A 12,900-nucleotide genomic window follows, 5' to 3' on the forward strand; every position below is an offset into this window, starting at 1 on the left:
CGCCGCGGCCGGCGACACGACCGTTGATCGGGACCGGGGAAGACGCCGCGCCATAGCAAAGTGACATGGCGGGGGCGATTGTTTAGCATGGCCGCCGCATGGTCAATACTTTGGCATTAACACAATAACCGCCGGGAATATGACAAATTTCTGGCGATAAAAAGTTGCCGCACCGTAGCAAACACGACGCCGGCGTCTCGCCGGCGTACGTCGGGAAGCCTGCGGAAGCCAGACAAAGGAGAGTCCGTCATGAGCAATGTCATCGCTGTTGTGAAAACCGTCGTCGGCCAGGTGATGGCCTTGTCTCCCGACGGTGTCCGGCGCCTGCTGGTCGAGGGCGACCGCCTGTTCCGCGGCGAACAGGTGCAGACCGGCGAGACTGGGCGGATCAGCCTGACGCTCGATGACGGACAGACCGTCGACCTGGGCCGCGCCAGCCAGTGGCCCGCCCCGGCCGGCGACCGGCCCGCGGTCACCGCCGCCCCAGCAGAGGCTGTCAGCGATGCGCCCTCGGCGGACGAACTGCAACAGGCCATCGCCGCCGGCGCCGACCCGACCACCGAGCTGCCGGCCACCGCCGCCGGCGCCAACCCCGGCACCACCAGCGGCGGCAGCGGCATCGCCGGCGGCCACGGCTTCGTGATGCTGGACGCCACCGCCGCCGAACTGGACCCGCAGGTGGGCTTCGAGACCCGCGGCCTGGACTTCGCCCCCCGCACCCTCGAGCGTGACGAGCGCATCGACGACTCCGTCCCCGCCGCCGCCGCGGCGGAACCGCCGCCCATCGAGCCGGAACCGGAGCCGGAAGCGCCGGAGCCGCCTGTGGAGGAACCGGAACCGCCGGTCGAACAACCCGAGCCGCCGGTGGAAGAGCCCGAGCCCCCGATCGAGGAGCCGGAGCCGCCCGTGGAGGAACCCGAGACGCCGGTCACCCCGCCCGGCCCGGTCGCCAACACGCCGCCGGTGGCGGTCGCCGACAGCTACACCCTGGCCGAGGGCGGCTCGATCAGCGGCAACCTGCTGAGCAACGACTTCGATGCCGACGGCGACAGCCTGGTCATCACCGGCTTCACCTTGAGCACCCAGCCGCTGGTCGGCCAGCCCCTCGGCAGTCCGGTCGCCATCCCCCTCGTCGGCACTCTGCTGGTCAACCCCAACGGCAGCTTCAGCTTCACCCCGCTGCCCAACTACCACGGCCCGGTGCCGGTCATCACCTACACCATCAGCGATGGCAGCAGCAGCGCCAGCACCACCGTCAGCATCGACGTCACGCCGGTCAACGACCCGCCCTTCCACCACGTGCCCCAGGCGCAGACCACCCCGGAAGACACGCCGCTGACCTTTTCTCTGCTGACCAGCAACGCCCTCGGCGCCTTCGACGTCGACCTGGACACGCTGACCACCACCCTGAGCGTGCAGCACGGCGTGCTGGAAGTGGGCCTCAACCTGCTCGGCGTCACGGTCAGCGGCAGCGGGACTGGCACTCTGGTGCTGACCGGCAGCCACGTGGCGATCAACAACGCCATGGCCCAGCTCACCTACACCCCGGACGCCAACTACCACGGCCCGGACACCCTGACCATCAGCAGCAGCGACGGCCAGGCGACCGCCACCGACAGCGTCGCGATCACCGTCACTCCGGTCAACGACCCGCCGCTGGCCGCTCCGGAAACCAACAGCGGCCCGGAAGACAGCGTGGTCAGCGGCAACCTGCTGACCCACGCCAGCGACGTGGACGGCGACGCCCTGAGCATCACCGGCTTCCGCTTCGCCGCCGCGCCGCTGGTGCAACACCCGGTGGGCACGCCGGTGCAGATCCCGCTGGTCGGCACCCTGCGGATCGACGGCGACGGCACCTACACCTTCACCCCACTGCCCAACTACAACGGCACCGTGCCCCAGGTGATCTTCACCCTCAGCGACGGCACCGACAGCGCCAGCTCGACCCTGGACATCACCATCACCCCGGTCAACGACGCGCCGATCATCCACGTGCCGCAGGCGCAGACCACCCCGGAGGACATCAGCAAGGTCTTCTCCCTGGCCACCAGCAATGCCCTCGGCGTGTTCGACCCGGAACTGGACAGCCTCACCGTCACCCTCAGCGTCACCCACGGCGTGCTCGACGTCGGCCTCAACGGGCTCGGCGCGGGCGTCAGCGGCGCGGGCACCAGCACCCTGGTGCTGACCGGCAGCCAGGCGGCGATCAACAACGCCATGGCCCAGCTCACCTATACCCCGGCCCCCGACTACAACGGCCCGGACACCCTGACCATCCTCGCCAGCGACGGCACCGACACCAGCACCGACGCGGTGGCCATCACCGTCACCCCGGTCAACGACGCCCCGACCACCAGCGACCTGGGCCTAGTCACCGACGAGAACGTACCGATCAGCAGCACCGTCACCGGTGCCGACATCGAGGGCGACACGCTCAGCTTCACCGCCACCGGTGCGCCGAGCAACGGCAGCGTGGTGCTCAACCCGGCCACCGGCGCCTTCACCTACACCCCGAACGCTGGCTACAACGGCCCGGATAGCTTCGTCGTCACCGTTTCCGACGGCAACGGCGGCTTCGCCACCAGCACGGTGACCATCGGCGTCAACCCGCTCAACGACGCGCCGGTCTCGCTGGCCGACAGCATCGTGGTCGCCGAGGGCGGCACCGCCACCGTGCTGGTCGGCGGCGCCACCAGCGTGCTGGCCAACGACAGCGACGCCGACGGCGACCCGCTCAGCGCGATCCTGGTCTCCGGCCCCGTCAACGGCACCCTGACGCTGAACGCCGACGGCACCTTCAGCTACACCCACAACGGCAGCGAGACCACCGCCGACAGCTTCACCTACCGGGCCAACGACGGCACCGTCGACGGCAACATCGTCACCGTCAGCATCGGCATCACCCCGGTCAACGATGCGCCCCAAGCCGTCGACCTGTCGGCCAACGCCGTTCAGGGCGGCGCGCCGCTGGTCATCGCCCTGTCCGGCAGCGATCCGGATATCGGCGACGCGGTGGACAGCTTCCGCATCACCTCGCTGCCCGACCACGGCACCCTGCAGATCAACGGCGTGGCCGTCAGCGCGGCCGCCGTCGCCGCGGGCACCGCCGTGATCAGCGCGGCCGACGCCGCCAGCGGCCTGCTGACCTACCTGCCGCCGGGCGACTTCGACTCGACCAACGACGGCCCCGCGCCCACCTTCGGCTACCAGGCCTTCGACGGCGACGCCTACAGCGCCGAGGCGACCGTTACCGTCAACGTCGCCGACGCGGCGCCCGTGGCGGTGGACGACTTCGTGGTACTGACCGAGGGCAGCACGGCGGCCACGGTCAACCTGGTGATCATGCTCGACACCTCGGCGACCATGGTCAGCCCGTTCCTCGGCGGCGTGGTCAGCCTGCCGGGCGGCGGCACCACCACGCGCCTGGCCCTGGCCCAGAACGCCCTGGAGAACCTGATCACCAGCTACGGCGGCAGCCTGCAGAACGTGATGCTGGTGACCTTCGACGACAACGCCACCTACCACGGCTGGTTCAACGACCCCGCAGCCGCCATCGCCGCCATCCGCGGTGTCGGTACCGGCATCGGCACCAACTTCGACGACGCCCTGAGGCAGGTCCAGGCCAACTACGGCACCCCGCCGGACGTCGACCACACCTACGTCTACTTCCTCTCCGACGGCTACCCGGCCACCCCGCTGGGCGCCAACCGGCCCTCGGTGTCGATCTCCTCCAGCGAGCGGGACGGCTGGGTGGACTTCCTCACCGACAAGGGCGTGGATTCCGTCTACGCGGTGGGCATCGGCAGCGAACTGGTCAACGACTACGCCAAGAGCAACCTGGACACCGTGGCCTGGTCGCCGAGCGGCAACCCGCCGCTGACCTGGAACACCGACGACGGCGTGCTCCACGACCCGGGCGACTTCGTCCAGGAAAGCACCGTGCACAACCCCAACACCATCGTGGTGGTCAACCCGCTCGACCTCAACGGCGTGCTGCAGGGCACCGTGCAGGTCGGCGGCCTGCTCGACGGCAGCGTCTCCGGCAACGTCGCCGACGACTTCGGCGCCGACGGCGCGGCCGCCCAGAAGATCGTCGCGGTCAGCCTGGACAGCGATGGCGACGGCACCGGCGACCTGCCCGCGACCTTCGACGGCGACTTCTACCAGCTGGACCTGGGCGCCGAGATCGGTCTGCTGAAGATCGACGCCCACAGCGGCAACTACAGCTTCAACCCGGTCACCGGCTTCAAGATCACCCAGGACGTCACCTTCAAGGTGCTCTACACCATCGCGGACGGCGACGGCAGCCAGGCCACCGCCACCCTCCACCTGACCCTGGAAAGCGGCGCCACCGGCGGACGCATGGCCCCGCTCGCCAGCGGCGCGGCGGACGACGCCAGCAGCGCCGCCCTGCTGCTGGACGAGCGCGAGGATGCCCTGCTGATCGCGGACAACGCCTTCGACCGCCCGGCCGACGATACGTCGTCCGGCAGCGGCCTCGAACCGAACCAGGAGAGCATCGACCTCAGCGATCTGTTGCAGGAAGACGGCGGGGATATCGGCGCCTACATCGCGTTCGAGGCCGGCACTGACATTCCGCCTCCGGTCGTGGAAAGCCCCCTGCCGGGCGGCGGGGGCGATGGGCTGCCGCTGGACGGCGGCGATCCGGGCATCCTGCCCGCGGCGATCATCAACTCGCTGGTGGCCGGCGCCGATCCGTCCGCCAGGCTGGACGCATAACGCGACGGGGCGGGCCTCCTGACCCGCCCCGTCGTCGCCTCAGCGCCTCATCGCCCGGCCGCGTATCTCGTGGTGCGGGCGGTGGTGCGGCTGCCGCCAACCGTCGTGGCGCTGCCAGCCGCGCCGGTCGTCGTAACGTGGCCGCCAGTCGGCGCGCGGCCTGTGGTTGTCGTGGCGACGGTACTCGCCGTGCCAGCGGTAGTGGCCGTCACGGCCCGGCGCGTAGTGGGAATGGCGCCGCTCCTGGTAGCGATCGCGGTGCCAGCGGTAGTCGCGATCATCGTAGCCCCGGGGCAGCGGACGAACCTCCTGATAATACACCTCGTGACCCGGCGCATAGCCACCGCCATAGGCGACGCAACCGCTGGCAGCGAACCCGAGCACGAGGCAGAACAGCATTCGACGAATCATGGCGGCCTCCTTCGACCGCGGAGCAAGCGCCGGCCGTCGCCGGCGCCCAGGCATGCACCTGTTCGTGAGACCCCGCCGGCGGGCGGGCCGCATGCGATGCACGGCAGCCAATTGCGTCAATTTGCTACGCCGTCACCCCGGAAACGCGAAGGCCCCATGCCGGTGGGCATGGGGCCTTGCGGGAAACCGGCCGGCCGGCCGCGTCGCGGCCCGCCAGCGGATACCTCAGCGGATGTGGGCGTCCTGGTATTCCTTCTCCGCCTCGTCGAAGCGTTTCAGCATGCTCTGGCTCGGACCGTTGCCGATGCGGCTGAACACCAGGATGGCGATGGTGCCGAGGATGAAGCCCGGAATGATCTCGTACAGGCCCAGGCCGATCCAGTTCTTCCAGATGATCACGGTCGCGGCGCCGACCACCATGCCGGCCAGGGCGCCGTTGCGGGTCATGCCCTTCCACATCAGCGACAGGATCACCACCGGACCGAAGGCGGCGCCGAAGCCGGCCCAGGCGTAGGCCACCAGGCCCAGCACCTTGCTCTCGGGGTTCTGGGCAATGAGGATGGCGATCACCGCGATCAGCAGCACCATGCCGCGGCCGACCCAGACCAGTTCCTTCTGCGAGGCGCCCTTGCGCAGGAAGGCCTTGTAGAAGTCCTCGGTCAGGGCGCTGGAGCAGACCAGCAGCTGGCAGCTCAGGGTGCTCATCACCGCGGCCAGGATGGCGGACAGGACCACGCCGGCAACCCACGGGTTGAACAGGATCTTGGTCAGCTCGATGAACACGCGCTCGCCGTTCTCGGTGACCGGGCCGGCCAGGGCCGGGTTGTTGGCGAAGTAGGCGATGCCGAAGAAGCCTACGGCCACGGCACCGCCCAGGCACAGGATCATCCAGGCCATGCCGATGCGGCGCGCCGCCGGGATCGACTTGACCGAATCGGCGGCCATGAAGCGCACCAGGATGTGCGGCTGGCCGAAGTAGCCCAGTCCCCAGCCCATCAGCGAAATGATCGCGATGAAGGACAGGTTGCGGAACATGTCGAAGTTGGCCGGGTTGGCCTGCTCGATGGTGGTCATCGCAGTATCGAAGTCGCCCAGGGCGAGGATCACGAACACCGGGGTGATGAGCAGGGCGAAGATCATCATGGTGGCCTGCACGGTGTCGGTCCAGCTCACTGCCAGGAAGCCGCCGATGAACACGTAGAGGATGGTCGCCGCGGCGCCGACCCACAGCGCGGTGCCGTAGGACAGGCCGAAGGTGCTCTCGAACAGGCGGGCGCCGGCCACCACGCCGGAGGCGCAGTAGATGGTGAAGAACACCAGGATCACCAGCGCCGAGAAGATGCGCAGGACCTTGCTGGTGTCCTCGAAGCGGTTGGTGAAGAAGTCCGGCAGGGTCAGGGCGTTGCCGTTGTGCTCGGTCTGCACGCGCAGGCGACCGGCGACGAACAGCCAGTTGAGCCAGGCGCCGATGATCAGGCCGATGGCGATCCAGCTCTCGGAAATGCCGGCGACGAAGATGGCGCCCGGCAGGCCCATCAGCAGCCAGCCGCTCATGTCGGAGGCGCCGGCGGACAGCGCGGTGACGAAGCTGCCGAGGCTGCGGCCGCCGAGGATGTAGTCGGAGAAGTTCTTGGTGGCCAGATAGGCGGCGAAGCCGATCGCGATCATCGCGGCGATGTACACCACGAAGGTAATCAGCATGGGGGTGCTAGCTGTCATGGGGTGGATACCCTCTCGCTTGTTGTTATGCGTCGCGGCCGGTAGCCCGCGACGGGTTGGCGAACACGCCCGCTCGTGGCGGACGCTGGAACACCCCGATCGTTGAACCGGGGCCGTGCAAGGCGGACGCCCGCAAGCGGCGCCACATCATATCGCTCCCCTCCCGGAAACGACCGCAGCGCCCGCATCCCGTGCTCTGCCGAAAGCGGCGACAGAGCGGGGCTCTCTCTTCGGTTGTAGCCCATCGCCGAGGCGACACAAGCGCAACGCGAAAACCCTGCCCCCGGAGCGGGATGCAGGACTCTAGTGACAGCCACGTGACGGGTTCTTGCGAAAAGCTCCGGAGTTTTTTCGCAAAACTCCGGAGTGCGGGGCGCATCGATGGGATCTGCGCGCGCGGCTCTAGAGGCGCACGTTGCCGCGCGGCCCGGCCAGCGCCCAGATGATCAGGCCGAGCACCGGCAGGAACAGGATCAGCAGCACCCAGAGAACCTTCTTGCCGGTATCCGTGCTGCTCTTGACCACGTTGATGATCGCCCAGATGTCCAGGGCGAGGATGATCAGACTGACCAGACCGCTGAGGGTGGAACCCATGACGACACTCCTGTGACGAGGGAAGGTCCGGAATAAGGATAGCCGCCACCCGCGGGAACGCCCTATTTCGCGCCCAGCGAAACGTGAAACACCCGAAAAAACACTCACATGCGACATATTCCTACGTTTTTACGACAGCATGTGACTCCAAGGTCAGGATTGATCATCCATTGTTCACAGGCCGCGGCAATACGTGCTTTCGCAGGCCAGATCGCACATTGGGCATCCTCGGAGAACAGACCCATGAACACCTCGCTCCGCGTCAACGAAGCACTTCTGATCGCAGGCCGCGCCTTCCAACCCTTCCAGTGTGTTGCCTGGCAGCCGCAGGACGGCACCGGCGAACTCAACCTCACGGTGATCGACCGCACCAACAACCGAGTCGGCCAGGCCTGCATCGACAGCCGCACCTACCGCGACCCGGAACAACTCGCCGACGTCCTGACCCGCTCGCGCGAGCAGATCCGCAGCCAGGGCTACTCCCTCGATCCCTGGAGCATGCCCGAGTAACACTTCGCCCCCCGGCCTGCCGCACCACCCGAAGCCCCCTCGGCTACCTGGCCGAGGGGGCTTCGCTTTTCTCGAACCTAACGCCTGCCGTCCCGTCTACTCACTAGGTCTGTCGATTTCGGCGCGACTGCGCTACCGATCGACGAATCCTCTCAACCACAGACGGAGAGAGCAGCATGAGCAGCGCCATCACCCTCGAAGAAGCCATGGCCATCGTCGAACAGGCCTTCCTGCCGCATGCCTGCGAGACCCGGGCGGACCGTGAGGACGCCAGCTTCTCCTTCCGCGTGTTCGACGACAGCGACGTGGAGCTGCTGTCCCAGGCCCACGTGGCGCGCTCGCAGTACGGCGACCCCACCCGCCTGGCCGGCCTGATCGAGCTGGCGCGCCTGGAGCTGAGCAAGGACGGCTACGAGCTCACCCCCTGGTCGATGCCCTGGAGCAACCCGCAGATCGGCTGAGGACTCGCCTTGGAAGCCTTCGACTGGCAACGCATCCTGCTTCACGACTTCCCGCTGGCGTTCCTCGGGGAAGTGGCGCTGAGGGCCGTCTTCGCCTATGTGGCGGTGTTCGTGTTCCTCAAGATCTCCGGCCGGCGCGGCGTGCGCCAGCTGTCGGTGTTCGAGCTGGTGGTGATCCTCACCCTCGGCTCGGCGGCCGGCGACGTGTCCTTCTACGACGACGTGCCGCTGCTGCCGGTGATCGTGGTGTTCGCCACCCTGCTCCTGCTCTACAACCTCACCACCCGGGTGATGAAGCACAGCCCGCGCTTCGGCGGCTGGGTCGAGGGCAAGCCGGTGGTGATCATCCGCGACGGCCTGTTCGAGCTGGGTACCCTGGACGAGCAGAACATCTCCAGCGACGAATTCCACATGGAGCTGCGCCGCGCCGGCGTGGAACACCTGGGCCAGGTGCGCCTGGGCATCCTCGAAGTGGACGGCGACCTGAGCCTGTACTTCTTCCCCGCCGAGGCGACCCGCAGCGGCCTGTCGGTGCTGCCCGAGCCGCTCAACCCGACCTATCGGCAGGTGCCCGGGGACGGCCTGTACGCCTGCGTCCGCTGCGGCCATCCACAGCCCCAGCAGGCCGGCCAGGGCTGCGGATGCACGCGCTGCGGTGGCACACTCTGGAGCCATGCCCTGGATGGGGAGCGCGAACGATGAGCGAACAACAAGTCCCGCCACTGGCCAAGGGCACCCGGCCGCTGCCCGCCGACGAGCGCGAGGACACCGGCACCGCGCTGTGCCCACCGCTGCCGCCGGACCTGGTGTACGTCGACGACCGCCAGGCGGGCATCCGCCGGCGCAAGCTGCGCGGGCGCTTCGCCTACTTCGACGCCGATGGCGAGCGCATCCGCGACGAAGACGAGATCCGCCGGATCAACGCCCTGGCGATTCCGCCGGCCTACACCGACGTGTGGATCTGCCCCGACCCGCACGGCCACCTGCAGGCAGTCGGGCGCGACGCGCGCGGGCGCAAGCAGTACCGCTACCACCCGCGCTGGCGCGAAGTGCGCGACTGCAACAAGTACGAGCGCCTGCTCGACTTCGGCCGTACCCTGCCCGGCCTGCGCCGCCAGGTGGAAAGCCACCTGGCCCTGCGCGAACTGGGCCGCGACAAGGTGATGGCCACGGTGGTGTCGCTGCTCGACTCCACCCTGATCCGGATCGGCAACCCGCAGTACGCGCGGGACAACAAGTCCTTCGGCCTCACCACCCTGCGCAACCGCCATGTGCAGGTGAACGGCGGCGCCATCCGCTTCCACTTCCGCGGCAAGAGCGGCATCGAGCACCGCGTCAGCCTCACCCACCCGCGCCTAGCGCGGGCGGTGCGGCGCTGCATGGAGTTGCCCGGCCAGCAGCTGTTCCAGTACCTGGACGAGAACGGCGAGCGGCGCGGCGTCAGCTCGGCGGACGTCAACCAGTACCTGCAGACCCACGCCGGCGCCGACTTCACTGCCAAGGACTATCGCACCTGGGCCGGCACCGCCCTGGCGCTGCAGCGCCTGCGCGAGCTGCGCCCGACCAGCGCCACCGAGGCCAAAAGCCAGGTGGTGGACGTCACCCGCCAGGTGGCGCGCCTGCTCGGCAACACCCCGGCCATCTGCCGCAAGTGCTACATCCACCCGGCGGTGATCGACGCCTTCCTCGACGGCAGCCTGGCCGAACTGCGCGCCGCGCGGCCGCGCCAGGGGCTGCGCGAGGAAGAGAGCCTGCTGCTGCGTTTTCTGGAGAAGCTGGCCAGGGCCGACTGAGCCGTTTGGCAAGATCTGTGGGCCTGTTGTCCTTGTTGCCAGACGGGCGCCGGTCCAGACTGGCCTCCAGCCAATGGAGGAGCGCCCCGGTGAAGACCGTCGCCAGCCTGATCTACCCCGACGTGATGAGCCTCGACATCACCGGCCCGCTGCAGGTGTTCGCCTCGGCCAACGTCGAACTGCGCCGCCTCGGCCGGGCCGAAGCCTATCGCCTGCTGGTGCTGGCCGACGAGGCCGGTCCGGTGGCGACCTCCGCCGGCCTGCGCATCGTCGCCGACCGCGCCTGGCGCGACTGCGCGCCCGGCGAACTGGACACCCTGCTGGTGCCCGGCGGCCTGGGCGAGACGGTGCAGTGCGCCAACCTGCCGCTGCTGGCCTGGCTGCGCGACGCGGAGCCGCACACCCGGCGCCTCGGCTCGGTCTGCTCCGGCGCGCTGATCCTGGCCGCCGCCGGCCTGCTCGACGGCCGCCGCGCCACCACCCACTGGGCCGACGTGGCTGCCCTGTGCTGCCACGAGCGCATCGAGGTGGACGGCGACCGCCTGCACACCTACGACCCGAGCGGCCGCGACGGCGACCCCCATGTGTTCACCTCGGCCGGGGTCACCGCCGGCATCGACCTGGCCCTGGCGCTGATCGAGGCCGACCTGGGCCGCCCGCTAGCCCTGGCTGTGGCCCGCCGCCTGGTGATGTTCCTGCGCCGCCCCGGCGGCCAGGCGCAATTCAGCGCCCTGCTCGCCCCGGACGCCAGCCGCACGCCGCGCCTGCTCGGCCTGCTCGAATGGATGGCCCAGCACCTGTCCGCCGACCTGTCGCTGGAGGCCCTGGCCCGGCAGGCCAACCTCTCGCCCCGCAGCCTGTCGCGGCTGTTCGTCCAAGAACTGGGCATGGGGCCCGGCCGCTACGTCGAGCAACTGCGCCTGGAAGCCGCACGCAACCTGCTGCAGGACAGCGGCGCGTCGATCGGCACCGTGGCCCGGCTGACCGGCTTCCGCCACCCGGAAAACCTGCGCCGCACCTTCCACAAGCACCTCTCGGTGAGCCCCCAGGACTACGCCGAACGCTTCGCTTGAACCTCAGTCATCGATAAGCCCAATCCCTGTGGGAGCGGACTTGTCCGCGAACAGAGCCAGCACAGCGAAGCTTCGCGGAGCCACGGCACTCGCCAGCAACACTCAATTGAGGAAAACACCATGCTGCAACTACGACCCGGCTGCGAATGCTGCGACCGCGACCTGCCGCCCGACTCGCCCGACGCCCGCATCTGCTCCTTCGAATGCACCTTCTGCCAGGACTGCGCCGAAGCGCGCCTGCACGGCCACTGCCCCAACTGCGGCGGCGAACTGGTGCGCCGTCCGGTCCGCCCCGCCGGCAAGCTGGAACGCTTCCCCGCCACCGCCGAACGCACCCACAACCCGGCCGGCTGCGCGGCCCGGGAGCAGGCATCGTGAGCGGCTCACCGAGCAAGACCGCCGCCGGTAGCACTTCGCTGCTGCTCCTGAGCAACCCCACGCTGCTGCGCCTGTTCCTCGCCCAGGCGCTGTTCTGGAGCTGCGCGATGATCGGCATCACCCTGACCTCACTGGTCGGCCTGCAGCTGGCGCCGCTCAACGGCCTGGCCACCCTGCCCCTGGCCCTGCTGGTGCTCGGCTACCTGCTGGCGACCCAACCGCTGTCGCAGTTCATGCAGCGCCGCGGACGCCGCGCGGGACTGCTGCTGGGCGCCGGCGCGGGCATCGGCGGCGGCCTGCTCAGCGCGGTCGGGGTGTGGCTGGCGGACTTCTGGCTGTTCTGCCTCGGCGCCCTGCCCATCGGCATCTACCAGGCCTCGGCGATGTACTACCGCTTCGCCGCGCTGGAGGCGGTGGACGCGGCGCACAAGGGCCGCGCCACCGCCTGGGTGATCGGCGGCGGCCTGTGCGCGGCTCTGCTGGCGCCGACCCTGACGCTGTGGGCACAGGGCGCCCTGGCCCGCCCCTTCGTCGGCGCCTACCTGCTGGTTTCGCTGCTCGCCGCGCTGGCCGTGCCGCTGCTCCTGGGCCTGCGCCAGGGTGCGCTGCCACCGCCGGCCCGGCGCGGCTGGGCGGGCATGCGCGCCCTGCTGGCGCGGCCGCGGGTGCGCGCCGCAGTGCTGATCACCGCGATCGGCAACGGCCTGATGGTCCTGGTGATGAATGCCACGCCCCTGGCGATGAGCTTCTGCGGCCTGCCGCTGGAGGCCGGCGCCGAGGTGATCCGCTGGCACATGGTCGGCATGTTCCTGCCGGCCTTCGTCGCCGGCCCGCTGGTGGACCGCCTGGGCTGCCCACGGGTGGCGCTGCTCGGCATCGTGCTGCTGGCGGCCAGCGCCGCCATCGCCCTGAGCGGCGAGCGGCACGCCTACTTCCTGATTTCGTCCCTGCTGCTCGGCATGGGCTGGAACCTGATGCTGGTGGCCGGCACCACCCTGCTCGGCCAGGGCCACGGGCCCGAGGAAAGCGGCCAGGCGCAGGGCCTGATGGAACTGGGCAACGGCGGTGTGGCGGCGGCCGCCTCGTTCGCCTCGGGCGCGCTGATCAGCGGCCTGGGCTGGAGCCCGGTGAACCTGGCGATGCTCGGTCTGCTGGCGGTGGCGCTGGCCGCGCTCGCCGCCGGCGCGCGGCAGCCCCGGCAAGCCTGACGCGGCTCATCGG

At 69.4% G+C, this 12,900-nt stretch carries 11 protein-coding genes; 8 read left to right on the forward strand and 3 right to left on the reverse strand.

The window, feature by feature from the left end; genetic code table 11:
• Window positions 1-249: 249 nt before the first annotated feature.
• Entirely contained in the window at window positions 250-4,740 is a 4,491-nt protein-coding gene (locus tag N7640_RS13130) for a retention module-containing protein (protein ID WP_279904407.1), read from the forward strand.
• Window positions 4,741-4,779: 39 nt separating this feature from the next.
• Here N7640_RS13130 and N7640_RS13135 read toward each other — a convergent pair whose 3' ends face one another.
• From N7640_RS13135 to N7640_RS13145, 3 genes are all read right to left on the reverse strand, one after another.
• On the reverse strand, window positions 4,780-5,151 hold the full coding sequence (locus tag N7640_RS13135) for a hypothetical protein (protein WP_279904406.1): 372 nt from the start codon (window positions 5,149-5,151) through the stop codon (window positions 4,780-4,782).
• A gap of 225 nt (window positions 5,152-5,376) precedes the next feature.
• Complete coding sequence (putP, locus tag N7640_RS13140) at window positions 5,377-6,870, reverse strand: sodium/proline symporter PutP (RefSeq protein WP_279904405.1); 1,494 nt, start codon at window positions 6,868-6,870, stop codon at window positions 5,377-5,379.
• Between the two features lie 402 nt (window positions 6,871-7,272).
• A complete protein-coding gene (locus N7640_RS13145; protein ID WP_220815976.1) occupies window positions 7,273-7,464 on the reverse strand; it encodes a PLD nuclease N-terminal domain-containing protein in 192 nt (63 codons plus the stop codon).
• Window positions 7,465-7,707: 243 nt separating this feature from the next.
• On the opposite strand from N7640_RS13145, the gene N7640_RS13150 reads away from it, so the two are divergent.
• From N7640_RS13150 to N7640_RS13180, 7 genes are all read left to right on the forward strand, one after another.
• On the forward strand, window positions 7,708-7,974 hold the full coding sequence (locus N7640_RS13150) for a hypothetical protein (RefSeq protein WP_220815975.1): 267 nt from the start codon (window positions 7,708-7,710) through the stop codon (window positions 7,972-7,974).
• Between the two features lie 176 nt (window positions 7,975-8,150).
• Window positions 8,151-8,435 carry a DUF1652 domain-containing protein gene (locus tag N7640_RS13155; protein ID WP_279904404.1) on the forward strand — a complete coding sequence of 95 codons (285 nt, stop codon included), beginning with the start codon at window positions 8,151-8,153 and terminating at the stop codon, window positions 8,433-8,435.
• 9 nt (window positions 8,436-8,444) lie between these two features.
• Window positions 8,445-9,137: a DUF421 domain-containing protein gene (locus tag N7640_RS13160; RefSeq protein WP_279904403.1), complete on the forward strand. Its 693-nt coding sequence runs from the start codon at window positions 8,445-8,447 to the stop codon at window positions 9,135-9,137.
• The gene (locus tag N7640_RS13165) at window positions 9,134-10,228 is read left to right on the forward strand and encodes a DNA topoisomerase IB (protein WP_279904401.1); all 1,095 of its coding nucleotides are present in this window, start codon (window positions 9,134-9,136) and stop codon (window positions 10,226-10,228) included. The genes N7640_RS13160 and N7640_RS13165 overlap by 4 nt, the downstream gene beginning before the upstream one ends.
• 89 nt (window positions 10,229-10,317) lie before the next feature.
• Window positions 10,318-11,301: a helix-turn-helix domain-containing protein gene (locus tag N7640_RS13170; protein ID WP_279904400.1), complete on the forward strand. Its 984-nt coding sequence runs from the start codon at window positions 10,318-10,320 to the stop codon at window positions 11,299-11,301.
• 120 nt (window positions 11,302-11,421) lie between these two features.
• Window positions 11,422-11,679 (forward strand): DUF1272 domain-containing protein, encoded by a 258-nt coding sequence (locus tag N7640_RS13175; protein ID WP_220815970.1) that lies wholly within the window; start codon window positions 11,422-11,424, stop codon window positions 11,677-11,679.
• A gap of 41 nt (window positions 11,680-11,720) precedes the next feature.
• Window positions 11,721-12,887, forward strand: a complete 1,167-nt coding sequence (locus N7640_RS13180; protein ID WP_279904431.1) for an MFS transporter — start codon at window positions 11,721-11,723, stop codon at window positions 12,885-12,887.
• The last annotated feature ends 13 nt before the right edge of the window (window positions 12,888-12,900 follow it).

The organism is Pseudomonas sp. GD04015 (genome assembly GCF_029837675.1).
Classification (GTDB): Bacteria; Pseudomonadota; Gammaproteobacteria; order Pseudomonadales; family Pseudomonadaceae; genus Aquipseudomonas; species Aquipseudomonas paralcaligenes.

Excerpts from the sequence above, each read along its gene's own strand:
- N7640_RS13130 (WP_279904407.1), top strand. The coding sequence starts at position 250 with ATGAGCAATGTCATCGCTGTTGTGAAAACCGTCGTCGGCCAGGTGATG.
- N7640_RS13135 (WP_279904406.1), bottom strand. The coding sequence starts at position 5,151 with ATGATTCGTCGAATGCTGTTCTGCCTCGTGCTCGGGTTCGCTGCCAGC.
- putP (WP_279904405.1), bottom strand. The coding sequence starts at position 6,870 with ATGACAGCTAGCACCCCCATGCTGATTACCTTCGTGGTGTACATCGCC.
- N7640_RS13145 (WP_220815976.1), bottom strand. The coding sequence starts at position 7,464 with ATGGGTTCCACCCTCAGCGGTCTGGTCAGTCTGATCATCCTCGCCCTG.
- N7640_RS13150 (WP_220815975.1), top strand. The coding sequence starts at position 7,708 with ATGAACACCTCGCTCCGCGTCAACGAAGCACTTCTGATCGCAGGCCGC.
- N7640_RS13155 (WP_279904404.1), top strand. The coding sequence starts at position 8,151 with ATGAGCAGCGCCATCACCCTCGAAGAAGCCATGGCCATCGTCGAACAG.
- N7640_RS13165 (WP_279904401.1), top strand. The coding sequence starts at position 9,134 with ATGAGCGAACAACAAGTCCCGCCACTGGCCAAGGGCACCCGGCCGCTG.
- N7640_RS13175 (WP_220815970.1), top strand. The coding sequence starts at position 11,422 with ATGCTGCAACTACGACCCGGCTGCGAATGCTGCGACCGCGACCTGCCG.